We start from the raw sequence: 23,572 nt of genomic DNA, 5'->3' as shown, positions 1-23,572 counted from the left end.
CGGCACAGGCCGCCGAGCGGCCGCGTCCTGGGCTCCGGAGGTGGTGGAAAGTGAGACGGAACCGGGACCGGACCGCGAACTCTTCCGGTGGTGTCTGCATCCACACTCGTGACGGCGCGCGAAGCGCCCCTTACGCACATGCCGGGCGTGTGCGAGGAATCTCCTGGAGTGCTGAGGAACATGACTGATACGTCCCGCTCCACCCACCGGGCAGCCCTGCTCGCGAGCGCGGTCGCCGTGCTGGGCCTGCTGACCGCCTGCGGCGGCAACGGCGACGGCGCCGCCGCGGCGAGCAGTACGCGAACGCCTGCCGACACGGCGCCGCCGGCCGGCGGCGGCCGGGCCACCGGCTCGACGAGCGGCTCGACGGCGACCGCCCCGGACCCGACCGCCAGCACCGCGACCGCCACCGCCGTCTCGGCCGGCGCCTCCGCGTCGCGGACCGCGGCCGCCTCCTCGGGCCGCTGCCACACCTCCGAGCTGCGGGCGACCGTCGGCCGCAACGACCCCGGCGCCGGGCAGGAGAACTTCCCGGTCGTCCTGACCAACACCTCCACCCGCACCTGCACCGTCCGCGGCTACCCGGGCGCCGCGTTCGTCGACGCGTCGGGCCATCAGCTGGGCCCGGACCCGAAGCGCGCGCCGGGCACGCCGACGACCGTGACGCTCGCGCCGGGCGGGAGCGCCTGGGCGGGGCTGTCCTTCTCCAACCCCGACGTGAGCGGCGCCGAGTCGGCCACCCCGGCGTCCCTGCTGGTCACCCCGCCGGACGAGCTGGACTCGCGCACCGTGACGTGGACGGGCGGCCAGGTCCCGGTGTCCGGCAACTCCTCCACGGTGTACCTGACGGTGCTCCGTCCCGGCAGCGGCGTCTGAGCGGCGGGGTCCCGGCGGGTCCGTCACCGCGGCCTGTTTTCATGGACATCCCGCACCGACCGCCCGAAGGACCCCGCTCTGAACACCCCGCTCGCCGAGACACTGTCCGTCGCCCTGCTCGTCGCCGTACTGGCCTTCGCCGTCCTGCGTCCCAGGGGACTGCCCGAGGCGGCTGCGGCCGTCCCCGCCGCCGGGGTGGCCGTCGTCACGGGAGCGATCTCGCTGGGGCACGCCCGGGCCGAGGCCGAGCGGCTGGGGCCCGTCGTCGGCTTCCTCGCCGCGGTACTGGTGCTGGCCCACGTCTGCGACGTGGAGGGCCTGTTCCGGGCGTGCGGGGCGTGGACGGCGCGCCATGCCGCCGGCTCGCCCCGGCGGCTGCTGGCCGCGGTGTTCGCGCTGGCCTCGGTGATCACGGCGGTGCTCAGCCTGGACGCCACGGTGGTGCTGCTGACGCCGGTGGTGTTCGCCACCGCGGCCCGGGCCGGCGTGCGCGCCAAACCGCACCTCTACGCGTGCGCGCACCTGTCGAACACCGCCTCGCTGCTGCTGCCGGTGTCGAACCTGACCAACCTGCTGGCCTTCGCGGCGAGCGGGCTGAGCTTCACCCGCTTCGCGGCGCTGATGGCGCTGCCGTGGCTGGTCGCGATCGGCGCGGAGTACCTGGTGCTGCGTCGCTTCTTCGCCGCCGACCTGATCGCGCCCGACCACTCGCCGGAGCCCGGTGACACGCCCCGGCTGCCGCTGTTCGCGCTGGTCACCGTCGGGTGCACGCTGGCCGGGTTCGTGGTGGCCTCGGCGGTCGGCGTCGAACCGGCGTGGGTCGCGCTCGCGGGAGCGCTGGTGCTGGCCGGCCGCGCGGTGGTGCGGCGGCGGGCCACGCCGCTGTCGGTGGTGCGGGCCGCGGCGCCGGCGTTCCTGGCGTTCGTCCTCGTGCTCGGGATCGTGGTGCGCGCGGTGGTCGACAACGGGCTCGCCGGGGCGCTCGGCGGTCTGCTGCCGCACGGTTCGGGGCTGCCCGCGCTGCTCGGCATCGCCGCGCTGGCCGCCGTACTGGCGAACCTGATCAACAACCTGCCTGCGGTGCTGGTCCTGCTGCCGCTGACCGCCCCGGCCGGGCCGGGCGCGGTCCTCGCGGTGCTGCTCGGGGTGAACATCGGGCCGAACCTGACGTACGCGGGATCGCTCGCGACACTGCTGTGGCGGCGCGTCGCGCACCGGCACGGCCATGAGACGGAGCTCGGCGAGTTCACCCGGCTCGGCCTGCTCACCGTGCCGGCCGCGCTCGTCCCGGCGGTGGCGGCACTGTGGCTGTCACTGCGGGTCGCCGGGGCCTGACCGGACCGGTCAGTGACGGCCCCCGCCGCCCCCGTATCCCCCGCCGGAGCCCCAGCCGCCCCAGCCGCCCCAGCCGCCCGAGCCGCCCTGCCAGTCGGGCGCGGAAGCCGACGACGACGGCTGCGCGGTCGTCGGCGTGGACGACGGCGTGCTGGACGGCGTCGGCGTGGCGGCGGGCGCCGTGGCGGTGCGGAGGGTGGGGGTGCGCGACGGCCCGGGCCTGTGTTCGGCGTCCCAGTTGACGGCCTCCATCTGCAGGTCGGTCTTGGAGGTGTCGAACGCCCAGCGCTGCACGTCGCCGTCGTCCCGGGTCTTGACGACCAGGGCGCCGGACCCGTCGGTGGCGGCGGGGGTCAGGGCCAGGTCCTCGTCCCAGCGCGGCACCAGCGTCCCGCGCAGGGTGAAGTCGTAACGGATGTTCCTGCCGGTCTCCGCGGACTCGCCCGTGCACGGTGTCAGCTGCACCGAGTAGCCGAGGCGGGAGTCGAGGCACAGGCCGGGGTCGGCGCCGCTGCGCAGCAGCCCGTCGGTCGAGTACGACCACTGCTGGCCGGGCGCCGCGGAGCACTTGGCCAGTGCCGTCTCGGCGCCCGCGACGGTCTTCGCGCCGACGACGGCTACGCACAGCCCCGAGCCGACGTTGTGCAGGCGGCCGTGCACGGTGCCGTCGGCGGAGGAGCCCGCGCCCGCCCAGGACGGCGCTCCGGTGGCGCTCTTGCCCCCGGTGCCGGGGCTCTCGGAGGGCCGGTCGCCGCCGGCCGGGGCCGTGCCGTCCCAGGAGCCGAGGACGGACCACAGGACCAGCGGCAGGACGACCAGCCCGCTGACCGTCAGGACGGCGGCGGCGAGGTTGCGGCGGCGGGCGGCCGCGCGCCGGGCGGCCCGGCGCGCCGCCCGGCGGGCGACGGCCCGCGTACCCGCGCGTGGGCCGGTCCCCGGACCGGGCCGCCCGGGCGGCGCGGACGGTGCGGACGGTGCGGACGGTGCGGACGGCACCGGCGGTACCACGGGCTGTGCGGGCACGGCAGGCTCCGGCGAGGTGAAGGACTCGCCCGGGAACACCGGGGGCCGGTACTCCTCGGCGGCGGCGCGCGCGTCGCGGTCGGCCCAGAACTCGACGTAGCCCCGGGCGCCCCAGCCGAGCACCGCCTCGGCCAGCGCCAGCCCGAGGCCCTCCTCGAACCGGCTCAACTGGTCGGCGGTGTCACGGCAGTGCGTGCAGCGGCCCAGGTGCCCGGCGAGGTCGGGGTCGATGTGGATCCCGCCGCGCCGGTAGGTCACGTCGAGCATCCGCAGATAGCTCCGGCACTCCTGCTCCGGGGCGAGTTCGCGGTGCACCTGGAGGCACTCCTCGCGCAGCCGCTCGCGCGCCCGGTCCAGGTCGACGCCGGCCCGCTCGATGTCCAGGCCCAGCAGCCGGGCGGGTATGTCGAGCGGCTCCGACTCGACCTCCGTGTGCCACACCAGGCAGCGCGCCGGCTGGGGCAGCCGCTGGAACGCCTCGGCGAGCAGCCGCCGGTGGGGCGGCGGCAGCAGACGGGCCGCCAGGCGTTCGTCCTCGTTCACCGCGGAGCGCAGGTCCGGATGGAGCATCTCGCGTCTGCCGTCGCCGTCCCACTCGGCGGCGATCCGGCCGACGGTGACCAGAACCGCGGGCCGCCAGGCGGAGGTCGGTCCGTTCTGCCGCAGGGATTCGCCGAAGAGCCTGGTGAATGCGGCGGACGTGAGCATTCCCGCGTCGCGGGCGCCGTCGGTGCACAACCGGGCATAGGCGAACGCCGCTTCCCAGTGCCGGTCGAGGAGTTCCCCCACGGGCTGAAGCGCGGGCGTGGTACCCGTCCACTTCTTGAGCTCGGTGCTCAGTTGTTCGTCCGTCGCTTCGAACTCGCGTACGGCTGCGGGGGAATTCGACAGGCCGGCGTCTTTCACGGCTGCATTCCTCTCAAGGGCGTGCGGCATCGAGTACATACCACACGGCACGGGAGCCGCCGACACCGCGACTGCTCCGCACGTACGGGATTCGGCATCTTCCGACGCACGCCTGGAAAAGCTCTTTTGAAGCGGAAGGCGAACGCGGGAGCGGCCTCGCGCGCACAGGGGAACGGCTGCCGTCCGTGCGCCGACAGATCACACCTTTGCACAGCTCAGCAATGTGTAACAAGACAGCGCATGCTTTTGCGCTCCGGGCACCCCCGGCCGGCATTCAACAAAGCGTCGACAAGCGCGTCCGCGTCGGTGTCCGGCGATCGGATATGGGGTGTACGGCTGGGAAAGTCCCGCCGACTCGGCTCCGCTCACTTCGAGTTCGGCCGCCACGACCGCGTCCTGGGCCCGGCCCGCCCGTGCCCGGCGCTTCTTGACCCGCCGCCGGAATCCACGCTTTGATCTTCCGCGTGCCGCGGTGCGGCACGCAGAGGTGCGCCCAGCCGGTAGCGGACGAGCTCCGAGTCCGGCCCGAGTCGCCAGGACCGCCGCCCCGCGCGGGTCCGAGGCGGGGTCGTACCCGCGATCGTGGGAGCGGACATGCCCACCGTGGGTGTCGTGCGCGTCGGAGCGGCCGGGACGGCCGTCGGCGCTTGTTTCCTTCTTCTCGCCGGGCTGACGGCGTGCGGTTCCGGCGGGGAGGCCGAGGACGCGGCGATCCGCCTCCCGCCGCGCCACGCCGGTTTCGACTACCAGATCGGCGGCGTTTATCCCCCGCCGTCCGGGGTGCGGATCGTCACCCGGGACCGTACGGCGTCCCCCGCGCCCGGCCTCTACAACATCTGTTACGTCAACGCCTTCCAGGCCCAGCCCGGCGAGCGCCGGTCCTGGCCCGCCGACCTGCTGTTGCGGGACGGCAGCGGCAGGGTGGTCGTCGACGAGGACTGGGACGAGGCACTGCTGGACATCCGCACGGAGGCCAAACGCCGGCGGGTGGCCGCGCGGATCGACCGGTTCGTCGACGGCTGCGCCGACAAGGGCTTCGACGCGGTGGAGCCGGACAACTACGACAGCTACACCCGCTCCCGCCGCCTGCTGACCGCGAACGACGCCACCGCCTTCATCGCCCTGCTGTCACGGCACGCGCACGCCAGGGGCCTGGCGGTCGCGCAGAAGAACACGGTGGAGCTGGCCGGGGTGCGGAAGAAGGCCGGACTGGACTTCGCGGTGGCGGAGGAGTGCGGCGCCCAGGACGAATGCGGCGCGTACGCGCGGGCCTTCGACGACCGGGTGGTGGTCGTCGAGTACACCGACGGCGGGCTGCGCAAGGCCCTCGCGGGCTTCGGCGACCGGCTGAGCATCGTGCGCCGGGACGTGGCGGTGTCCACGCCGGGCAGCGCCGGCTACGTCCGGAAGGTGCGGTGAGACCGGGTCCCGGGCGCCGCCGTCACCCCCGCTCGACCAGGTCCAGGGCCCGCTCCCAGCCGAACTCCGGCCGCACGCCGTCTGGCTCGCCGGAGTACGGTTCGCCGAACCGGACGCCCATGGCGCGCAGCCGGATCAGGCTGTCCTGATAGGCGGGGTGGGCGGCCAACGCGTCGGACACGCACGGCAGTACGGCGACGGGGACACCCAGGCCGCAGGCCTCGCAGAGGGTGGCGACGGCGAGGGTGTCGGCGAGGCCCGCCGCCCACTTGTTGACGGTGTTGAAGGTGGCGGGTGCGACCACGACCGCGTCCGGCGGCGGGAACGGGCGCGGATCGCCGGGGGTGCGCCAGGCGGAGCGGATGGGGCGGCCGGTCCGGGTCTCGACGTCCGCCGTGTCGAAGAAGCCGTTCATCGCGACCGGCGTCGCGATCACCCCGACCTCCCAGCCCCGTTCCCGCGCGGCGGCGATCAGCCCGCCGACGCCGGCGGCGATCCCGGCGGCGCAGACCACGACGTAGAGGAAGGGCTTCGGGTCCTGTTCGATCACCCCGGAACCCTACTGAAGCGGGAAGGACGTCCCGCGCTCGGCCTCGGGCCGCGGGCCGCGGATGCGGCGCTGCTCCTCCGAGATGGGCACGTCGTCGATGCTCGCCTCGCGCCGGGTCATCAAGCCGTGCTCGTCGAACTCCCACAGTTCGTTGCCGTAGGAGCGCCACCAGCGGCCGTCGGCGTCCCGGGACTCGTACTGGAAGCGGACGGCGATGCGGTTGCCGTCGAACGCCCACAGGTCCTTGCGCAGCGCGTAGTCCCGTTCGCGCTCCCACTTGCGGGTCAGGAACTCGACGATCCGGGCGCGGCCGGTGAGGAAGGTGTCGCGGTTGCGCCACACCGAGTCCTCCGAGTAGGCGAGCGCGACCCGGTGCGGGTCACGGGTGTTCCAGGCGTCCTCGGCGGCCTGGACCTTCTGCGCGGCGGTCTCACGGGTGAACGGGGGCAGGGGCGGCCGGTCGGTCATGGGTCTCCTCCTCGGCGGACACGGAGCGGAGAACGCTCGTTCTCACGCCTGACTGCTACCGTAGGAGAACGCTCGTTCTCACGTCAAGGAGAGGTCGTACGGACATGGCCGTCATGGACAGCGCAGCCGCCCGGGAGCAGGCGCTGGACGCCGCGGAGCGGCTCTTCTACGGGCGGGGCGTCCAGTGCGTGGGCATGGACGAGATCCGCGGCGCCTGCGGCCTGTCGCTCAAGCGGCTCTATCAGCTCTTCCCGGCGAAGGAGGAACTGGTCGAGGCGTACCTGGAGCGGCGCGACGAGCGCTGGCGCGGGCGGCTGGCCGCGTACGTCGAGCGCCGCGAGGACCCCGGGGAGCGGATCCTGGCGGTCTTCGACTGGCTCCAGGAGTGGTTCGGCGAGGACGGCTTCCGCGGCTGCGCCTGGATCAACTCCTACGGCGAACTGGGCGCCACGTCACCCCGGGTGGCCGCCCAGGTCCGCGCGCACAAGGAGGCGTTCCGCGGGTACCTGGCCGGGCTGGTGGCGGACGCCGGGCTGCCCGGCACGCTCGCCGGGCAGCTGTTCCTGCTGGCCGAGGGCGCCATGGTGACGGCCGGCATCACGGGCAGCGCGCAGCCCGCGCGGGAGGCGCGCGAGACGGCGCGCCTGCTGCTGCGGGCCCGCTGAACTCAGTCTCCGGACACGGTGACGGCGCCCACCGGGCAGGCCCGCGCCGCCTCCCGCACCATCGGGTCGCCGCCGCCGTCCTCGCGCCCCGGCCGCAGGGCGCTGAGGCCGTCGTCGTCCTGGGTGAACACCTCCGGGGCGACCAGGGCGCACTGGCCCGCGCCGATGCAGACGTCCTTGTCGATGTCGATGCGCACGGCCTTCAACCCCTCACCAGGCAACGGGGAGTTCCAGCATCCCCTGGATGGTGTCGCCGGGCTTGAAGGGGATCTCCTCCGCCGGGGCGGCGAGGCGCAGGCCGGGCAGCCGGGCCAGCAGGGCGCCGAAGGCGATCTCCATCTCCGCGCGGGCCAGGTTCTGGCCGAGGCACTGGTGGATGCCGAAGCCGAACGCGACGTGATGGCGGGCCGGGCGGTGGAAGTCGAGGACGTCCGGATCGCCGTAGACGTCCTCGTCGCGGTTGACGATCGTGGTCGAGAAGAGCACCGCGTCGCCCGCCCGGATCGTCGTCCCGGCCACCTCGATGTCCCGCGTCGCCAGGCGCGCCAGCGTGTCGGCGATCGACAGCAGGCGCAGCAGCTCCTCCACCGCGGCGGGCAGCAGCCCGGGGTCCGCGCGCAGCTCGGCCAGCCGCCGCGGGTGCCGCAGCAGCGTGAACATGCCGAGGGAGATCATGTTGGCGGTCGTCTCATGACCGGCGACCAGCAGGACGGTCGCCACGGAGGCGACCTCCTCGCGGTCCATCTCCCCCGCGCGCAGCCGCTGGTGGACGAGTTCGTCGAGCACGCCGTCTCCAGGTTCCGGCTGTTGCTGCTTGTGGTCGATCAACTCCTCGAAGTACGCGTCCAGTTGGTCACGCGCGTCCGCTATGTCGGCGGCCGTCGGGCCGCGCAGCAGCCGCCGCGACTGCCCTTCGAAGAACTCGTGGTCGGCGTAGGGCACTCCGAGCAGCGCGCAGATCGTCATGGACGGTACCGGGAGCGCGAAGGCGTTCACCAGTTCGGCGGGCGGCCCCTGGGCGATCAGGGCGTCGATCCGTTCGTCGACGATCCGCTGGATGCGTGGGCGCAGTGCGGCGGCCCGCCGGAGGGTGAAGTCCGGGATCATCCTGCGCCGCTGGGTGCGGTGTTCGGGGTCGTCGACGCCGAGCAGCGCGATCCTCCGCTTCCTGGCGGCCTCGAAACGCTCGGTGGGGGACGGGAAGTCGGGGTGGGTGCGTTCCGCCGACAGGCGCTGGTCGGACAGGAGTTCGCGGGCGAGCGCGTGCCCTGTCACCAGCCAGGCCGGCCGGCCGTCGTAGAGTGTGACCCGGGCCAGCGGGCGCGCGGCGCGCAGGGGCTCGTAGGCGGCGGGCGGGTGGTAGGGACAGGTCCTGTCCTGGGGGAAGACGACGGGTTCGGTTTCCGTCATGGAAGACCTCGCAGACGATGGGCGCGTCGTGCAGACCCTCATTAGATGCCCCGTGCATCCAAGGGGCCACGAGAAGTTCGGCCAGATCAACGGCGCGCGAATTCTGGCCGGGGATCGCCGGTCGCCCGGCCGTTTCCGCACTCCTGTCAGCGGTTCACCGGAAGGATGAATTACGGACGAAAGGTAACGAAGGTGGATAAACAGCAATGAACCAGGATAGACACCTCACGCACCGGTGTCGAGGCCCGGTGCGAGTCAGCCGTACGACCGGACGATGGGACGGATGCCATGCCTCTTGAGGGAGAGTACGAACCCAGCCCGACCCAGTGGGTGCGCGAGCAGGTGGAGCTGTACGAGAGCTCCGGCGGCACCGAGGGGACGACGCTGCGCGACACCGGGCTGCCCGTCGTCGTGCTCACCACCCGCGGCGCCACGAGCGGCAAGATCCGCAAGACGCCGCTGATGCGCGTCGAGCACCAGGGGCGCTACGCGGTGGTCGCCTCGATGGGCGGAGCGCCCACGCACCCGGTCTGGTACCACAACGTCAGGAAGGACCGGCACGTCGAGCTCCAGGACGGGCCGGTGAAGCGCGACATGGTCGCCCGTGAGGTCAGCGGCGCGGAGAAGGCCGAGTGGTGGGAGCGGGCCGTGGCGGCGTTCCCGCCGTACGCCGACTACCAGAAGAAGACCGAACGCGAGATCCCGGTGTTCGTGCTGGAACCGGCCGACGGGTGATGTGAACGGTCCCCGCTGACGTGAACGGTCCCCGCGGAAGATTCTTCCGCGGGGACCGCATGAATCCCGCACCACCGGGCACGTGGGTGTCAGGCCCCGCCGCGTTCCCCCGTCGCGGCGGGGCTTTCTCGTGCCTCCCGCGCCGCCCGGTCGGTGATGTCGAGGAAGATCTGGTCCGCCTCCGCCACGGCCTGCGCGAGGGAGCGCTTGATCCGCACCGCGACCTCCTCCAACCGCTCGCTGTCCAGGCCGGGCATCAGGTCGACGCGGGCGGCCACCAGGGCCGTGTCGAGGCCCGTCTTCATTGTGAACAGCGCCTCCACGCTGTCGATTTCGGGCTCCGCCGCCAGCAGGGACCGGATGCGGTCCGCCGACTCGGGGTCGGCGGCCTCACCGATCAGCTGGTCGCGGGCCTCCCGGCCGAGGTGGTAGGCGACGAAGACGAGCAGCGCCCCGATGGCGAACGAGGCGGACGCCTCCCACACGACCTGCCCGGTCACCATGTGCAGCGCCATGCCCACGGCGGCCAGCGTCACGCCGAGCACCGCGGTGCCGTCCTCGGCGACCACCGTGCGCAGCGCCGGGTCGCGCAGACCGCTGCTGCCGCCCTGCCGCCGCACCTGGTGCAGGGCGCGCAGCAGGGAGACGCCCTCGGCGAGGAAGGCGACCCCCAGCACGATCAGTCCGGCCACGTATCCGCTCAGCTTCTCCTCGGCGCCGTTGTGCAGCGCCTCGAAGCCCTGGAAGACGGAGAAGCAGCCGCCCATCACGAAGATGCCGACGGCGGCGAGGAGCGACCAGAAGAACCGCTCCTTGCCGTAGCCGAAGGGGTGTCGCTCGTCGGCCGGGCGGCGGCTGCGCCGCAGCGCGGCCAGCAGGAAGACCTCGTTCAGGCTGTCGGCCACCGAGTGCGCCGCCTCCGACAGCAGGGCCGGTGATCCGGCGAGCAGTCCCCCCACGGCTTTGGCGACGGCGATCACCAGGTTCGCCATCAGCGCCACCAGCACGGTGACGCGTGTCCGACGGTCTGCCTTGTTTTCCGATGATGTCCCGCTCACCTTCGCCGACTGCCCCGCTCCGCGCCGCGCATACCGTGTGGGAGGCACGATTCGGGAAACCACGGGAACCCCCAGTACTCGGGGGAACTCCGGGGAACTGAGGGGAATCACGGGGAACGACGGGAAACACGTTCGTCAGGAGCAGGTGCGTCAGGAGGAGGCATCCATGGCAGGTGGCGGCAACAGCGCCTACGGCAGCAAGCCGTTCAAACGGTCCAGGAGCCACTTCGCCGACCGGATCACCGCCGACGGCCGCGACGGCTGGCCGGTGGAGGCGGGACGCTACCGGCTGGTGGTCAGCCGGGCCTGCCCGTGGGCGAGCCGGGCGCTGGTCTCGCGGCGCCTGCTCGGCCTGGAGGAGGCGCTCTCGCTCGCCGTCGCCGATCCCGTGCAGGACGACCGCAGCTGGCGTTTCACCCTGGACCCGGACGGGCGCGACCCCGTCCTCGGCATCCGCTACCTGAGCGAGGCCTACGACCGGCGGGAGACGGACTACCCGGGCGGGGTGAGCGTGCCCGCGATCGTGGAGGTGACCGGCGGGATGCTGGTGACCAACGACTACCAGCGGATCACCCTGGACTTCGCCACCGAGTGGACGGCTCTGCACCGCGAGGGCGCTCCCGACCTGTACCCGCGGGGCCGGCGCGACGAGATCGACGCGGTGATGGCGGACGTCTACGAGGACGTCAACAACGGCGTGTACCGGGCGGGCTTCGCGACCGGCCAGGAGGAGTACGAGGCGGCGTGCGCCGGCGTCTTCAGGCGGCTGGAGGCGCTGGCGGACCGGCTGGCCCGGCAGCGCTACCTCGTCGGCGACACGATCACCGAGGCGGACATCCGGCTGTTCACCACGCTGGTCCGTTTCGACGCCGTCTACCACGGTCACTTCAAGTGCAACCGCTGGAAGCTGTCGGAGAACCCGGTGCTGTGGGCGTACGCCCGCGACCTCTACCAGACCCCCGGTTTCGGCGACACCGTCGACTTCGACCACATCAAGCGGCATTACCACCAGGTGCACACCGGCATCAACCCGACCAGGATCGTGCCCCTGGGGCCGGATCTGTCCGGCTGGCTCGCCCCGCACCACCGGGAGGAACTCGGCGGCCGCCCGTTCGGCGACGGCACCCCGCCGGGCCCCGTGCCGGCCGACGAGGAGGTTCCGGCACGGGGACGGCCCTGACCCACGACAAGGCCCTGATCCACTGAAGGAGAGACACGTGAAGAAGAAGAAGAAGCTCAAACTGCCCCTCGCCTACAAGCCGCTCGGCTTCGCCCTGGGCTGGGCGAGCGGCGCCCTCGCGGGGGTCGCCTTCCGCAAGGTGTGGATGGCGGTCCGGCACGAGGAGGACGCGCCCGACGCGCTGGACCGCGACCGGGGCTGGGGAGAGGTGCTGCTCGCCGCCGCGGTCCAGGGCGCCCTCTTCGCCGTGGTGCGCAGCGCCGCCGACCGCGCGGGCGCCAAGGCCGTCGAACGCTCGACCGGCGTATGGCCGGCCACCGACAAGGGCGGCCGGGACTGACGGCCGCGACTGAGCGGAGTCTCCCCGGCGCCGCGGGCCGGACGTGCCCGCGGCTCGGGGCCTGCCGCGAAAGTGGCGCCCGCCGCGACGGCGCCGCCTCCGCGACAGGCCTCAGCCCTGCTTCGGCGCGGTCGACGGGACGCGCCGCAGGGTGAAGGTGTGGCCGGCCGGATCGGCGTAGCCGCGCTCCTCGAACGGGCCCGACGCGTCCCGCGTCTCCAGTGGGCGGCCGCCGAGCTCGACCACCTTGCGCTCGACCGTGTCCAGGTCCTCCACCACGAAGTCCAGATGGGCCTGGAGGGAGTTCTCCGGGCGCGGCCAGCTCGGCGGTGTCGCGTTGACGTCGCGACGGAACGCGAGCCGGAAGCCGTCGGCGCTCCTGATCTCCACGCGGTTGGCGGTCGCGTCGGTCTGCTCGCCCGCCAGAAGCTCCTGGTAGAACACGGCGAGCCGCTCGGGTTCTGCGCAGTCGAGCACCACGACGCCCGCTTTCACCAGTGCCATGTCTCCTCCGAAAGGGTTCGGGGCGCGGGCGTTCGCCATCCCGCCGCCGGTACCTTGCGGATATCCCGGCGCGGTTGATTCAGTCGGCGGCCAACGGCCGTCCCTCACACGCCGGTTCACCCCCTCCAGTTCGCCGGCCGCACGCCGGGCCTGGATCCGGCGCGGCCGGACGCCCGCTCGTCGAACTGCGGGAAGGACGGACGCGCGCCCGTCGACCGGCGGGAAGGGCGGGAGTTTACGCAACTCAGGAGGCTCGGGCAGTAACGAACATCACCGCCAGGTAACGTGTTGATCATTTACGCGCTGGGCAGCCTCGTACCGTTTGTCGATTCAACTTTCCTATTGCGAAGCCCAGTTCGAGCGTGCGGGCGGTCCCGGGACCGTCCGCGCGTACGGCCGGGGGAACTTCCCGGACTCGACCGGCCGACCGACATCGGCCGACCGACTCCGTTGCCAGGAACACAGTTCGAAGGGAAACCGGTGTGAAACCTCGAGTCGTAGGCGCAGTTCCGAAGGCGCCCGCCGACAGCCTGCTTCCGGCGCAGCCGAGCGCCCCGCTCCAGCCCGCGCAGCCGAGCGCCCCGCTCCAGCCCGCGGAGGCGGGGACCGCCCTGGCCCGACTCTTGGTGAACCGCGTCAACGGGAGCACGGAGCAGTACCGAAGCTGGCAGAACGCCCTTCAGCAGCGGCTGGACGCACTCGGGGCGCTCGGGGCCCCCGGGTCCGGCACCACGCTGTGGGTGGAGGGAGCCCTGCGTCTGGCGCCGCGCGCGTTCCTCCCGCCCGATGAGGAGGGCTACGCCAGGCTGGAGCGGCTGGAGGCCGGCCTGCGCCTGATCGAGACGGCCTTCCCCCAGGTCGCCACCGATGTCGAGCTCTGCCGGCTGACCTGCATGATGCTGGAAGGGGCCTGGCGGAGCCGGGCACTCGTGCCGCCGCGCGAGCAGGAGCGGGAAACCGCCTGCGCCTGCCCTCTGTGCAGTCGGCTGCCGTCGCCCCCGGCACGCACGCTGGAGGACTACGACTGGCGGCAGAGCGCCGGTCGTCCCCTCACCGTCAAGACCTGGCCCTACCGCCGGGAACTCGACAGCGTCCTGACCGGTGGATGGTCCTGGACCCGGCAGATGAACGACCTGGAACGAGACCTCGGCCACCGCCACCGCTTCGAGGACGACATCCTCGTCTTCCACGAGTACAAACGCGTGATAGACACCATCGACACCGCGAGCCTCACCCGACTCGTCGAAGGCCGCCTGACCGAGAGTTTCAGCACCAACAGCGCACGGGCCCTGGTCTGCGGACTCTTCGCGGCCCACAAGCGGTCCGTCGACGAGTACTGGCTCCAGCAGCACCACACGGGCAGCGTCACGCTCCCCCAGTCCAACCCGCTCGACCAGAACACCTACTCGATCCTGCAGATGCTGGACTGCCTGTTCTGGCACGTCTCGCCCGACACGGAACTCTGGCAGGAGGAGCACCTCGCCTCGCTGCTGCTGTGCCGCGTCATCGACGACATGGCCGACGTACGAGCCGACGCCCTCACCGGCGAGATAAGCAACTTCTGGCTCGCCGACATGCCCACCCACACCAAGGCCCTCTACGCCGCCTGCGCGATAGCCCTCGTCAAGTACGGCTGCACGCCCGAGGCGCATCCCTCGATGTGGAACACCTGGCTGATGACCACCACCATCGTCTGGATGGGGCTCACCGGCCGCCACGCCCTGTGGTTCGACGGCATCACCCAGGGTCTCCCCGCGGCCGAGGCCTGCCCGCTGTGCGACCTGCAGCCCAACTCCTGCGCCGGCATCCTCACCGACGGCACCACCCTCACCATCGGCCCGCGGCCCACCGCGGCGGCGCTGAGCCCCCGGACCGCCGAGCTGTCCGCACGCTGCAGAGACCGACACCCGCAGGCATGGGCCCTGTTCGACGCCGAACTTCACGCCTTCGAAGCACTGCACGGCCCCTGGTACGGCAACATCGACAGCACCTGGGAGATCCTGCGCCGCACCTACATCGCCGGCGTGGAGGCATCCATCGCCGCCCCGACCAAGGAGCGCGCCCGTCAGGTCCAGGAAGACGCCGGCGCGGTGGGCGCCGAACGATTCCACGCCCTGCACGACCCGCAGACCGGGCGGGAGGACACCACGCTGCTGGCCTACATGTTCGCCTGCGCCCACCCGCATTTCCTCTGGAACGCCACGGGATACCACCCCACGGGCGTGACGGGCGACTGGCTCGACGGCTGACGCCCCGATCCCGTTCCGGACGCCCGGACGCCGCGCGGGTGAGCCGGCGTACGGCGCTGCCCAGCCGGTCACCCGGCCGGGCAGCGGTCCCCCGAGGTGGCCCTAGACGGCGAACTCGACCGGCAGACTGTCCAGTCGGGACTCCCAGGTGGAGGCGGTCGAGTTGAGCTCCTCCGGCGGCACGGCCAGTCGCAGCCCCGTCAGCCGGTGCAGCAGGACCTCCACCGCGATCTCGATGATGGACTGGCCGATGCTCTGCCCGGGGCACTCGTGCGGACCGGAACTGAAGGCCAGGTGCGACTGGTTGCCCTGGAGCGCGACTCCGTCGGCGGGCCGGATCTCCGGGTCGACGTTGCCGGGGGCGAGGCCGAGGAGGAGCAGGTCGCCCTCCTCGATGTGGTGCCCGCCGAGCTCCAGGTCGCTGGCGGCGAACCGCCCCGGCAGGACGGCCAGCGGCGGGGTGTCCCACATGACCTCCTCCACCACGGCCGACACGTTCAGCTGACCGCCGATCACCCCGGACAGCCGCGCCGTGTCGGTGAGGAGCAGTTCCAGCACCCGGGCCAGCAGGTTGCTGGTCGTGGTGTGCGCGGCGATCAGCACCAGGCGCAGATGGCTGACGATCTCGTCCTCGTCCAGGGCCGCCGGGTGCTCCAGCAGGGCGGTGGTGAAGTCCGCACCCGGTTCGGACCGCTTGCGCTGGGCGAGTTCGCCCAGGATCTGCATGATGCGGTCGTTGTGCACCAGGGCGTCCTCGCCGCCCTTGAAGACCTGGGCGCAGGACTCGACCAGGAGCCGGCCGTCCGCCGCGGGAAGGCCCAGGATCCGGGTGAGCACGAGCATCGGCAGGTAGTCGGCGTAGTCCGCCACCAGGTCGGCGCGCCCCGCGTCGGCGAACGCGTCGATCTGCTTGTTCGCGAAGTACGTGGCGTGCCGCCGGATACCGCGGCCGGAGGCGGCCAGGAGTCCGTCGGTGACCGCCCCGCGCAGCCTGCGGTGCGGCTCCCCGTCCTGGGAGACACAGTCGGGCCGCCAGCCCACCATCGGCACCAGCGGCGAGGTCTCCGGGACACGGCCCTCCCGCCAGTCCCGCCAGATGCGGGCGTCCCGGCTGAACTGACGGGGGTTGTCCAGCACCCGCCGGTTGTCGCGGTAGCCGAGCACCAGCCAGGCCGGCACGTCGCCCTCCAGCAGCACCGGCGCGACCGGGCCGTGCTCCTTGCGCAGCCGCTCGTAGATGGCCTGCGGGTCGGTGGCCGCTTCCGGGCCGTACAGCCGCATGAGTTCGGCCCCGCCGTGTGCGACGGGGCAGCCGCGTGGGGTGTCGGGGCCGTTTAAGGTCTGGTCGTTCATCGCGGCTCCAGGGCGACGGCGGAGCGGTCCTTCAGATGACGGATCAGCGCGACGAGCACGTCACGGCTGGAGGCCCGGTCACGGGCGTCGCAGGACACGACCGGGGTGTGCGGGGGGATGTCCAGGGCGTCCCGTATCTCGTCGACCGGGTAGTCCTTGGAGTCCGGGAAGACGTTCAGGGCCACCACGAAGGGGACGTTCTGGCGCTCCATCTCCTCGATCGCCCTGAAGCTGGAGGCCAGACGCCGGGTGTCGACCAGGACGACCGCGCCGAGCGCGCCCTTGAACAGGCCGTTCCACAGGAACCAGAAGCGCTCCTGCCCGGGGGTGCCGAACAGGTACAGCATCAGGCTGTCGTTGAGGCTGATCTTGCCGAAGTCCAGGCTGACGGTGGTCTGCGTCTTGTCGGTGACACCGATGAGGTGATCGACGTCGGCGCTCGCCTGGGTGAGGGTCTCCTCGGTGGTCAGCGGCTTGATGTCGCTGACCGAGCGGACCATCGTGGTCTTCCCGGTGCCGAAGCCGCCGGCGATCATCACCTTCACCGAGCGGGTGCCTCCGGCGTCCGGCCGGCCGGGGTGGTCAAAGCCTTTGAAGTCCACTGAGTACCTCCTCAAGGAGCGCGAGGTCGGGCCCGCGGCCGACGGCGTGCGCCGGGATGGGGTCGCGGGCTTCGACGCGGCCTGCCTCGAGCAGATCGGCCAGCAGCACCGCGAGAATGTTGAAGGGCAATCCGAGGTGGGCGCCGAGTTCGGCCACCGACAGCGGATCGCGGCAGCGCCGGAGTATCTCCTCGTGCTCGTGCTGCATGCCCGGTACGGGGGCGGTGAGGGAGACGATGAGGGTCGCCACGTCGAGGCTCGACGCCGAACCGCCCGGTCCGCTACGTCCTCGGGTGAGGACGTAGTAGCGCTCGAGACCGGACGGGTCCGTGGGCCGGCGGGGAGCACTCATCCAGAGTGCTCCTCCAGGCGCGGAGTGGTGCCGAGGAGCTCACCCATCCTGCGGGCCAGGTCCCGCATCTGGTGTCCCAGGAGGCCCTGGTCGAGGCCCTCCCTGGCAAGGACGCCCAGATACGTCTCCACACCGGCGCGTACGACGAAGAGGTGCCCGCCGTCGACCTCGATCATGGCCAGCCGCAGTTGCCCCGCGTACTTGGGGAACTGCTCGGCGACCGGCTGGGCCAGTGCCTGCAGGCCGGCCACGACGGCGGCGAAGCGGTCGACGTCGTCGGGGTCTTCGGCGCCAAAAGAGGTGATGGCCTTGCCGTCGCTGGAGGCCACGAGGGCGAAGCGGATCTCCGGGATGGACTCCACGAGATCACGGAGCGCCCAGCTCACGTCGGTTCCCTGTTGCGTCATGTGGACTAGTCGCTCTCTTCAGTGCGGTGCTCGGTGGACTCGCGTCCGGCGGTCGGCCTTTCTCCGGCCTCGACGGACTCGCGTCCGGCGGTGGCGAAGGCGGCGAGGCCGGCGAAGGACGCGTCCGGCGGAACGGCGGCGACAGTCGTGTCGTCGGTCCGTTCGGTGCGCTGGACCGACTGCGCCTGTGCGTCCCGCCTGCTGCGGCGACGGGGCAGTCCGCCGGGCGTGGTGTCCACGGCCTCGGCGGGCGCCGCCACGATCGTGGGGACGGCCGCCTCCTGGGACGGCGCGGCCGTGGCGGACTGCGTGGCCTGGACGGCCGGAGCGGGGGTGGCCGTGACGGCCGCCGGCAGCGGGCTGAAGTACTTGTGCGGGACCACGACCACTACCGACGTGCCGAGCCAGGGCGAGTCCGCGAAGGTGACGCGGACGCCGTAGCGGCGGGCGAGGGCGCCGACGACACGCAGACCGATGGTGGCGTCCTCGGAGACGCCGCCGAGTCCCGGCCCCTCCCCGGTGCCGGCGAGGGCCTGTTCGGCCTCGCGCTTCTTCTCCTCGCTCAGCCCCTTGCCCGAGTCCTGGATCTCGATGCCGACACCGTTCGGCACCTCCTTGCCGGAGACGACGACCGGCTCGGTGGGCGGCGAGTAGCGGGCCGCGTTGTCCAGGAGGTGGGCGAAGATCAGGGTGAGGTGGTCCACCAGACCGCCGTCGACGCCGAGTTCGGGCAGATGACGCACGTCGACCCGGTGGAAGTCCTTGATCCGGCCGATGCCGCCGCGCACCACGCTCAGCAGCCGCTGCGGCTCCTGCCACTGCCGGCCCGGACGGTCGGATCCGCCCAGCACGCCGATGCTGGCGGCGAGACAGTCGGCGGGGCCGATCTCCTGGTCGAGCTGCATCAGACCACGGGCCACCGAGGGCAGCCGGCCGTGCTCGCCCTGCATCTCGTGCAGCCGGCCACGCAGCTTGCTGGTCAGCACGTGGATGCGGTTGCCGATGCTGATGACGGCCTGCTCGGCGGCGGTGGAGCGGTTGAACTCCTCCTCCACGCCGATGAGCGCGGTGCGCAGCACCTTGCGCAGGTCGGCCTGGAGCTCGACATCGATCTTGGCGTGCGGGTCACGGGCCGGCAGCAGGTCCTCGACGGCATCGCCGGCGCGCAGTCGCCGGAGTGCCTCGGGCAGTTGCTCGGCGGCGAGCCGGGAGACGGCGGCCCGCTGGTCGGTCAGCCGCTCCTTCCATGCCTCGGCCTGCTCGGCGAGCTGCGCCTCGTAGGACTGGGCCTGCTCGGTGAGACGTGCCTCGAATTCCTCGGCCTGTCCGTCGAGTCGCGCCTGGTAGGCGCCGGCGCCGTCGGCGATCTGCGCCTCCTGGGCGGCGCGTTCGGCGGCGAACTTCCGCTCCAGGCCCGCCACGTGCTGCTGCCACTGCTGCGAGTGCTCGGCCTGGGCGGCGCGGAAGGAGCTCTCCGCACGGCCGAGTTGGCTCCGGGTGCGCAGCAGCAGCCGTACGCACACGGCGCTGGCGGTGGTCGCCGCGGCTCCGGCGACGGCCGCACCGATCTGCTCGGAGCTCATGAACGTTGCGGCAACCGTCCCGCCGCCTAAAGCCAGTGGCATGAGCCACCAGCTGTACCAGGCGACAGGGGCCCGCGCCGCCGGCGGCGGAGTGGCGAGTTCCATCTGCATCCTTCGAAAGCAACACGATCGAACGGGGGGCGTGCAAGGCGTGGGGGGCCGCACTCATGAGTACGCACCACGAGAAGGGCGACAGGTGGTCGCATCAACTCGTAGTGACGGAGGGGAGCTTATCGGGTAAGAACCCGAAAGGATCAAACTGACGGCCCGACGGAAGTGAGGGTTCCGTCACTCTCGGACAGGCTCCGGCGGTCGACAAATACCCATTGCGACCTGCGTCCTTGCCGGAGAGTAACCATGAGCGCGGCCGCCTCTGACCGTCGTTGACGGGTCCTGACCGCCGCCGCCGGGGCGGTCGCGCGTGGCGGTTGGCGGAGGCATATGCGCCGGTCAGCGCGGTCGGCGGGCACTCATGACATCGATCCGCCCCCCGGCGCTTTCCTGGACACCTGCCCAGCTAGAATGGACACCTGTCCAAGAAAAGGAGTCCGCCGTGGAGACGCTCGCGCACGTGCTGGTCGGTCTGGTGGCCGCGCTGCACGCATACATCCTGGTGATGGAGATGTTCCTGTGGCAGCGCAAGCCCGGCCGGGCGCTGCACGGGTTCGGCCCCGAGATGGCGCGGGCGACCGCCCCGCTCGCCGCCAACCAGGGGCTTTACAACGGTTTCCTCGCCGCCGGGCTGGTCTGGGGGCTGATCGCCGCGGATCCGACCGGATTCCGCGCCCAGGTCTTCTTCCTGTGCTGTGTCGTGGTCGCCGGCGTCTTCGGCGCCGCCACGGCCAATCGGCGCATCCTGGTCGTCCAGGCGCTGCCCGGAGCTCTGGCCCTGGCCGCCGTGCTCGTCGCGCGATGACCCGCGCCGCGCCCCAGGACCCGCGCGCGGCGCGTACCCGGGCGCGGCTGCGGGCGGCCCTGCTCGCGGAATGCGCCGAGCGGCCGCTGGCGGACGTGGGCGTGGCCGCGCTGGTGCGCCGGGCGGGCGTCGGACGGGCCACGTTCTACCTGCACTACGCCGACCTGGAGGCGCTGGCCGTGGACGCCTGCGCGGATGTCGTACGGGAGGCGGTGGAGGCGCTGCACTCCTGGCGGGGCAGGCCCGACCCGGTGCACGCGCCGCCCGCGCTGGGCGAGTTCTTCGCCTCGCTCGCCCCGCTGGCCGGCCTGTACCGGGCGCTGCTCAGCCCGGGCGGCGGCGGCCCGCTCGGCCACGTGCTGCACCGGGACCTGCGGGCCTACAGTCTGCGCGAACGGGAGTTGGCGGGCGCGGCGGACGCCCCGCTGGTCGCCTCCGCGGTGGCCGCCACCTTCGCCGGGGTGCTGGCCGACTGGCTGCACGGGCTGCTGGCGGCCGACGCCGGAGAGATCGCCGACCAGGTGTGGCAGTTGCTCGTCGCGCTGCACTCCAGTCGCTGACGGCTCATTTGCAGCCCATGCCCGGCTCGACGCGGGGCCAGGCCTCGACGCCCCGGGAGGTGCGCACGTACACCCGGGACGGGTCGTCCGTCAGCCACAACTGCCGCTGCCCCAGGCGGTATCCGGTGTCGCGGGCGCCGGCGGGCAGGGTTGCGTCACCGTCGTACGGGGAGGTGAGCATCCCCCGCGGCAGCACCCGGTCCGGGTCCCGGGCGTACGTCCTGGCGTCCTCGCCCCGTCCCAGCGACAGGAAGTGGGCCTTCCGCCAGTCGCAGTGGGCGGCGCCGGCGAAGCTGCCGATCCGGGCGACCGGCACCCGCTCGCCGTGCCCGTCGGTCCAGACCTCGTACTCCTGGGTGTCGGTGAAGCTCGCCGGCAGTTCGGCCGGATCGCAGGAGGCGCTGGTCTCCGGTCCCCAGCCCGGCCTGCCGGGCCGGTCCTCGGCGACCACGACGGCGACCTTGGTCCTGCCGTGCACGTCGAACGAGTACAGCACGCGGCCCTTCTCCCGGCGCTCCACGCGGTAACCGTGGCGGGGGACGCCGGGCTGGTCCATGTCGAAGTAGGCCCGCAGGCCCTCCTCCGGCGTCGTTCCTCCGTCGCCCCGTCCCCACGGCTCCGCGGCGCCGCCCGAGTAGATCTCCCCGTCGCACTCCAACGCCCGGCCGGCGGCGCCCGCCAGGCCGGGCAGGCCGCGCACGCCGCCCGCCTCGTCCGCCCGCTGGGCGGGCAGGTGCAGCGGGCCGTCGTACGGCGTCGGCGGCGGTGTGCCGTCGACGACCAGATCCGGCCGGCCGTCGCCGCACGCCACGGCCGCCGACGCGACCAGCACCACCACCGTCACGAGCCCCGCGCGTATCTCCACCCCGGTGTCCTTTCGCCGCTGCCTGCTCCTACGACGCGGCGGCCGGACGGAACGTTCGCGGCGGGCCGGAACGTCCACGGCGGAGCGGAGCGGGACACGGGCGGGGCGGGGCGGGGCGGGGCGGCTATCGCGGGGTCGCCTGGAAGGTCCGCCGGTAGGCCTGCGGGGAGACCCCGATCGCGGCGTGCAGGTGCTGACGCAGGGATGCGCCGGTGGCGAAGCCGACGCGGCCGGCGATCTGGTCGACGGACAGGTCGCTGGACTCCAGCAGGTGGCGGGCGCGGGCGACGCGCTGCTGGATGAGCCAGCGGCCGGGGCTGAGGCCGACCTCGCCGTGGAAGCGGCGGGCGAAGGTGCGCAGGCTCATCCGGGCGTGGCCGGCCAGCTCGGTCAGGGTGAGCGGCCGGTCCAGGTTCTCCAGCGCCCACGCCCGGGTGGCGGCCGTGCCGGTGGCGTCGCCGGCGGGGACCGGCTGCTCGATGTACTGGGCCTGGCCGCCGTCCCGGAACGGCGGCACCACGCAGTTGCGGGCCACCGAGTTGGCCAGATCGCTGCCGTGGTCGCCGCGCACCACGTGCAGGCACACGTCGACGCCGGAGGCGGCCCCGGCGGAGGTGAGGATGCGGCCGTCGTGGACGAAGAGGACGTCCGGGTCGAGGTCGATGTGCGGGTACCGGCGCCGGAACAGGCCGGCCAACTTCCAGTGCGTGGTGGCCTTCCGGCCGTCGAGGAGCCCTGCCGCGGCGAGCAGGAAGGCGGCCGTGCAGATCGAGACGATCCGGGCGTCGGGGCGGATCCGCGCGAGCGCGGCGGCGACCTCGGCGGGCAGTTCGGCCGGGATGCCCGAGGGCACGACGGAGGCGATCACCACGGTGTCCGCCGTCGCCAGGGCCTCCGGACCGTGCTCGACGGTGATGGCGAAGTCGGAGGCGGTGCGCACCGGACGGCCGTCCACGGAGCAGGTCAGCACCTCGTACCGGCCGTCGGCGGCGCCGAAGATGCGGCTGGGGATGCCGAGTTCGAAGGGGTAGACACCGTCGAGGGCCAGGACCACGACCCGCTCCACACGTCGCATGGCACGATCCTATCGAACATTGACCATCGTGCCATTTTCCTGACGGGCGGACCGCACCAGGCTGGTCCACCATGAGCACTGTGAGCACTGAGAACACGATGCGAGCCATCAGCCAGGACGTCCTCGGCGGTCCCGAGGTCCTGAAGGAGGTGCGGCTGCCCCGGCCCGAGCCACGCACCAACGAGGTGCTGGTCCGGGTCCGCGCCGCCGGCGTCAACCCGACCGACTGGAAGCACCGCGCGACCGGCGGCTTCCTCGGCGAGCCGCCCTTCGTGCTGGGCTGGGACGTGTGCGGCGTGGTCGAGGCGGTCGGCATCGGCGTCGCCCGCTTCCGGCCCGGCGACGAGGTCTTCGGCATGCTGTCCTACCCCTTCGGACACGGATCGCACGCCGAGTACGTCACCGCTCCCGCCCGCGTCTTCGCGCACAAGCCGGCCTCCGTCGACCACGTCCAGGCGGGCGCCCTGCCGCTGGTCTCCCTGACCGCCTGGCAGGCCCTGGTCGAGACGGCGGACCTGAGGCAGGGGCAGCGGGTGCTGATCCACGCGGCGGCCGGCGGGGTGGGACACGTGGCCACGCAGATCGCCAAGGCGCGGGGCGCGTACGTGATCGGCACGGCGAGCGCGGGCAAGCACGAGTTCCTGCGCGGGATCGGCGTGGACGAGGCGATCGACTACCGGTCGACGGACTTCGCCGAGGCCGTGAAGGACGTCGACGTCGTCCTGGACACGATCGGCGGGGACACCTCCACGCGCTCGCTGCGGGTGCTGCGTCCGGGCGGACTGGTCGTCTCCATCCTGCCGGTGGGTTCGAACGAGTTCTACGAGGAGGCAGAGCGGCTCGGCGTCCGGGCGCTGAGGATGCTGGTCGACGCCTCGCACAGCGGTATGCGGGCGATCGCGGAACTGGTGGAGTCCGGCAAGCTCCGCGCCACCGTCGCCGAGACCTTCCCGCTGACCGACGCCGCGCGGGCGCACGCCCTCGGCGAGACCGGACGGACCACCGGCAAGCTGGTCCTGCTCATGGACTGACCCGGAGCCCGAGCGGGGGGGGGGGGGGGGGGGGGGGGGGGGGGGGGGGGGGGGGGGGGGGGGGAGAGGGGGGGGGGGAGGGGGGGGGGGGGTGGGGGGTGGTGGGGGGT

General features: G+C 72.7%; 25 protein-coding genes. 11 read left to right on the top strand and 14 right to left on the bottom strand.

The annotated features are described in order from the left end of the window. Positions 1-180: 180 nt before the first annotated feature. The gene (locus ACZ5GT_RS06785; protein ID WP_469015620.1) at positions 181-876 is read left to right on the top strand and encodes a DUF4232 domain-containing protein; all 696 of its coding nucleotides are present in this window, start codon (positions 181-183) and stop codon (positions 874-876) included. 78 nt (positions 877-954) lie between these two features. Then, the gene (locus ACZ5GT_RS06780; protein WP_469016213.1) at positions 955-2,211 is read left to right on the top strand and encodes an SLC13 family permease; all 1,257 of its coding nucleotides are present in this window, start codon (positions 955-957) and stop codon (positions 2,209-2,211) included. Positions 2,212-2,220: 9 nt separating this feature from the next. On the opposite strand, the gene ACZ5GT_RS06775 is transcribed toward ACZ5GT_RS06780, so the two are convergent. Further along, entirely contained in the window at positions 2,221-4,140 is a 1,920-nt protein-coding gene (locus ACZ5GT_RS06775) for a ricin-type beta-trefoil lectin domain protein (RefSeq protein ID WP_469015617.1), read from the bottom strand. A 594-nt stretch (positions 4,141-4,734) separates the two neighbouring features. On the opposite strand from ACZ5GT_RS06775, the gene ACZ5GT_RS06770 reads away from it, so the two are divergent. Next, on the top strand, positions 4,735-5,559 hold the full coding sequence (locus ACZ5GT_RS06770) for an endo alpha-1,4 polygalactosaminidase (protein ID WP_469015610.1): 825 nt from the start codon (positions 4,735-4,737) through the stop codon (positions 5,557-5,559). Between the two features lie 22 nt (positions 5,560-5,581). Here the strand turns inward: ACZ5GT_RS06770 and ACZ5GT_RS06765 are convergent, their stop codons facing one another. Then, the gene (locus ACZ5GT_RS06765; RefSeq protein ID WP_469015607.1) at positions 5,582-6,109 is read right to left on the bottom strand and encodes a flavoprotein; all 528 of its coding nucleotides are present in this window, start codon (positions 6,107-6,109) and stop codon (positions 5,582-5,584) included. A gap of 9 nt (positions 6,110-6,118) precedes the next feature. Beyond that, on the bottom strand, positions 6,119-6,577 hold the full coding sequence (locus ACZ5GT_RS06760; protein WP_469015604.1) for a nuclear transport factor 2 family protein: 459 nt from the start codon (positions 6,575-6,577) through the stop codon (positions 6,119-6,121). A 113-nt stretch (positions 6,578-6,690) separates the two neighbouring features. Between ACZ5GT_RS06760 and ACZ5GT_RS06755 the strand changes: the two genes are divergently transcribed. Further along, the gene (locus ACZ5GT_RS06755; protein WP_469016210.1) at positions 6,691-7,242 is read left to right on the top strand and encodes a TetR/AcrR family transcriptional regulator; all 552 of its coding nucleotides are present in this window, start codon (positions 6,691-6,693) and stop codon (positions 7,240-7,242) included. Between the two features lie 2 nt (positions 7,243-7,244). Here ACZ5GT_RS06755 and ACZ5GT_RS06750 read toward each other — a convergent pair whose 3' ends face one another. Together ACZ5GT_RS06750 and ACZ5GT_RS06745 are read right to left on the bottom strand one after the other, a co-directional pair. After that, a complete protein-coding gene (locus ACZ5GT_RS06750; protein WP_469015601.1) occupies positions 7,245-7,439 on the bottom strand; it encodes a ferredoxin in 195 nt (64 codons plus the stop codon). A 13-nt stretch (positions 7,440-7,452) separates the two neighbouring features. Continuing rightward, a complete protein-coding gene (locus tag ACZ5GT_RS06745; RefSeq protein ID WP_469015596.1) occupies positions 7,453-8,652 on the bottom strand; it encodes a cytochrome P450 in 1,200 nt (399 codons plus the stop codon). A gap of 288 nt (positions 8,653-8,940) precedes the next feature. Here ACZ5GT_RS06745 and ACZ5GT_RS06740 point away from each other — a divergent pair, with 288 nt between their 5' ends. Further along, positions 8,941-9,387 (top strand): nitroreductase family deazaflavin-dependent oxidoreductase, encoded by a 447-nt coding sequence (locus tag ACZ5GT_RS06740; protein WP_469015591.1) that lies wholly within the window; start codon positions 8,941-8,943, stop codon positions 9,385-9,387. 89 nt (positions 9,388-9,476) lie between these two features. Here ACZ5GT_RS06740 and ACZ5GT_RS06735 read toward each other — a convergent pair whose 3' ends face one another. Continuing rightward, positions 9,477-10,445, bottom strand: a complete 969-nt coding sequence (locus tag ACZ5GT_RS06735; RefSeq protein WP_469015588.1) for a cation diffusion facilitator family transporter — start codon at positions 10,443-10,445, stop codon at positions 9,477-9,479. A 166-nt stretch (positions 10,446-10,611) separates the two neighbouring features. Here ACZ5GT_RS06735 and ACZ5GT_RS06730 point away from each other — a divergent pair, with 166 nt between their 5' ends. Further along, entirely contained in the window at positions 10,612-11,625 is a 1,014-nt protein-coding gene (locus tag ACZ5GT_RS06730) for a glutathione S-transferase family protein (RefSeq protein WP_469015585.1), read from the top strand. Between the two features lie 37 nt (positions 11,626-11,662). Continuing rightward, positions 11,663-11,965, top strand: coding sequence for a DUF4235 domain-containing protein (locus ACZ5GT_RS06725; RefSeq protein ID WP_469015582.1), 303 nt, complete (start codon positions 11,663-11,665; stop codon positions 11,963-11,965). A gap of 111 nt (positions 11,966-12,076) precedes the next feature. On the opposite strand, the gene ACZ5GT_RS06720 is transcribed toward ACZ5GT_RS06725, so the two are convergent. After that, positions 12,077-12,469 carry a VOC family protein gene (locus ACZ5GT_RS06720; protein ID WP_324788165.1) on the bottom strand — a complete coding sequence of 131 codons (393 nt, stop codon included), beginning with the start codon at positions 12,467-12,469 and terminating at the stop codon, positions 12,077-12,079. A gap of 482 nt (positions 12,470-12,951) precedes the next feature. Here ACZ5GT_RS06720 and ACZ5GT_RS06715 point away from each other — a divergent pair, with 482 nt between their 5' ends. Then, complete coding sequence (locus ACZ5GT_RS06715; RefSeq protein ID WP_469015578.1) at positions 12,952-14,718, top strand: hypothetical protein; 1,767 nt, start codon at positions 12,952-12,954, stop codon at positions 14,716-14,718. Between the two features lie 102 nt (positions 14,719-14,820). On the opposite strand, the gene ACZ5GT_RS06710 is transcribed toward ACZ5GT_RS06715, so the two are convergent. Genes ACZ5GT_RS06710 through ACZ5GT_RS06690 form a run of 5 tightly spaced genes read right to left on the bottom strand, consistent with a single transcriptional unit; the run spans position 14,821 to position 19,120 of the window. Further along, positions 14,821-16,071, bottom strand: a complete 1,251-nt coding sequence (locus ACZ5GT_RS06710) for a cytochrome P450 (protein WP_469015573.1) — start codon at positions 16,069-16,071, stop codon at positions 14,821-14,823. Beyond that, positions 16,068-16,673: a GTP-binding protein gene (locus ACZ5GT_RS06705; RefSeq protein WP_469015566.1), complete on the bottom strand. Its 606-nt coding sequence runs from the start codon at positions 16,671-16,673 to the stop codon at positions 16,068-16,070. Before ACZ5GT_RS06705 ends, ACZ5GT_RS06710 begins: the two co-directional genes overlap by 4 nt. Next, positions 16,654-17,025, bottom strand: coding sequence for a DUF742 domain-containing protein (locus ACZ5GT_RS06700; RefSeq protein ID WP_469015559.1), 372 nt, complete (start codon positions 17,023-17,025; stop codon positions 16,654-16,656). Before ACZ5GT_RS06700 ends, ACZ5GT_RS06705 begins: the two co-directional genes overlap by 20 nt. Continuing rightward, on the bottom strand, positions 17,022-17,432 hold the full coding sequence (locus ACZ5GT_RS06695) for a roadblock/LC7 domain-containing protein (RefSeq protein ID WP_030043913.1): 411 nt from the start codon (positions 17,430-17,432) through the stop codon (positions 17,022-17,024). The genes ACZ5GT_RS06700 and ACZ5GT_RS06695 overlap by 4 nt, the downstream gene beginning before the upstream one ends. Before the next feature lie 5 nt (positions 17,433-17,437). Then, entirely contained in the window at positions 17,438-19,120 is a 1,683-nt protein-coding gene (locus tag ACZ5GT_RS06690; RefSeq protein ID WP_469015552.1) for an ATP-binding protein, read from the bottom strand. Between the two features lie 448 nt (positions 19,121-19,568). Between ACZ5GT_RS06690 and ACZ5GT_RS06685 the strand changes: the two genes are divergently transcribed. Both ACZ5GT_RS06685 and ACZ5GT_RS06680 read left to right on the top strand, forming a co-directional pair. Next, positions 19,569-19,931, top strand: a complete 363-nt coding sequence (locus ACZ5GT_RS06685; RefSeq protein WP_469015549.1) for a DUF1304 domain-containing protein — start codon at positions 19,569-19,571, stop codon at positions 19,929-19,931. Continuing rightward, a complete protein-coding gene (locus ACZ5GT_RS06680) occupies positions 19,928-20,491 on the top strand; it encodes a TetR/AcrR family transcriptional regulator (protein ID WP_469015546.1) in 564 nt (187 codons plus the stop codon). Before ACZ5GT_RS06685 ends, ACZ5GT_RS06680 begins: the two co-directional genes overlap by 4 nt. A gap of 4 nt (positions 20,492-20,495) precedes the next feature. On the opposite strand, the gene ACZ5GT_RS06675 is transcribed toward ACZ5GT_RS06680, so the two are convergent. Beyond that, positions 20,496-21,350, bottom strand: coding sequence for a hypothetical protein (locus tag ACZ5GT_RS06675; protein ID WP_469016207.1), 855 nt, complete (start codon positions 21,348-21,350; stop codon positions 20,496-20,498). Between the two features lie 130 nt (positions 21,351-21,480). Then, on the bottom strand, positions 21,481-22,431 hold the full coding sequence (locus ACZ5GT_RS06670; protein WP_469015543.1) for a GlxA family transcriptional regulator: 951 nt from the start codon (positions 22,429-22,431) through the stop codon (positions 21,481-21,483). Positions 22,432-22,502: 71 nt separating this feature from the next. Here ACZ5GT_RS06670 and ACZ5GT_RS06665 point away from each other — a divergent pair, with 71 nt between their 5' ends. Beyond that, the gene (locus ACZ5GT_RS06665) at positions 22,503-23,462 is read left to right on the top strand and encodes an NADP-dependent oxidoreductase (protein ID WP_469015540.1); all 960 of its coding nucleotides are present in this window, start codon (positions 22,503-22,505) and stop codon (positions 23,460-23,462) included. Positions 23,463-23,572: the final 110 nt, after the last annotated feature.

Source organism: Streptomyces sp. NPDC031340 (genome assembly GCF_055569945.1).
The sequence above is the reverse complement of the archived record's forward strand: the minus strand, read 5'-3'. Positions and strand labels throughout refer to the sequence as shown.

What these genes read in the sequence shown, in the direction of transcription:
- ACZ5GT_RS06785 (WP_469015620.1), top strand. Translation starts at nt 181, where the DNA reads ATGACTGATACGTCCCGCTCCACCCACCGGGCAGCCCTGCTCGCGAGC.
- ACZ5GT_RS06770 (WP_469015610.1), top strand. Translation starts at nt 4,735, where the DNA reads ATGCCCACCGTGGGTGTCGTGCGCGTCGGAGCGGCCGGGACGGCCGTC.
- ACZ5GT_RS06760 (WP_469015604.1), bottom strand. Translation starts at nt 6,577, where the DNA reads ATGACCGACCGGCCGCCCCTGCCCCCGTTCACCCGTGAGACCGCCGCG.
- ACZ5GT_RS06755 (WP_469016210.1), top strand. Translation starts at nt 6,691, where the DNA reads ATGGACAGCGCAGCCGCCCGGGAGCAGGCGCTGGACGCCGCGGAGCGG.
- ACZ5GT_RS06745 (WP_469015596.1), bottom strand. Translation starts at nt 8,652, where the DNA reads ATGACGGAAACCGAACCCGTCGTCTTCCCCCAGGACAGGACCTGTCCC.
- ACZ5GT_RS06740 (WP_469015591.1), top strand. Translation starts at nt 8,941, where the DNA reads ATGCCTCTTGAGGGAGAGTACGAACCCAGCCCGACCCAGTGGGTGCGC.
- ACZ5GT_RS06730 (WP_469015585.1), top strand. Translation starts at nt 10,612, where the DNA reads ATGGCAGGTGGCGGCAACAGCGCCTACGGCAGCAAGCCGTTCAAACGG.
- ACZ5GT_RS06720 (WP_324788165.1), bottom strand. Translation starts at nt 12,469, where the DNA reads ATGGCACTGGTGAAAGCGGGCGTCGTGGTGCTCGACTGCGCAGAACCC.
- ACZ5GT_RS06710 (WP_469015573.1), bottom strand. Translation starts at nt 16,071, where the DNA reads ATGAACGACCAGACCTTAAACGGCCCCGACACCCCACGCGGCTGCCCC.
- ACZ5GT_RS06700 (WP_469015559.1), bottom strand. Translation starts at nt 17,025, where the DNA reads ATGAGTGCTCCCCGCCGGCCCACGGACCCGTCCGGTCTCGAGCGCTAC.
- ACZ5GT_RS06695 (WP_030043913.1), bottom strand. Translation starts at nt 17,432, where the DNA reads ATGACGCAACAGGGAACCGACGTGAGCTGGGCGCTCCGTGATCTCGTG.
- ACZ5GT_RS06690 (WP_469015552.1), bottom strand. Translation starts at nt 19,120, where the DNA reads ATGGAACTCGCCACTCCGCCGCCGGCGGCGCGGGCCCCTGTCGCCTGG.
- ACZ5GT_RS06680 (WP_469015546.1), top strand. Translation starts at nt 19,928, where the DNA reads ATGACCCGCGCCGCGCCCCAGGACCCGCGCGCGGCGCGTACCCGGGCG.
- ACZ5GT_RS06670 (WP_469015543.1), bottom strand. Translation starts at nt 22,431, where the DNA reads ATGCGACGTGTGGAGCGGGTCGTGGTCCTGGCCCTCGACGGTGTCTAC.
- ACZ5GT_RS06665 (WP_469015540.1), top strand. Translation starts at nt 22,503, where the DNA reads ATGAGCACTGTGAGCACTGAGAACACGATGCGAGCCATCAGCCAGGAC.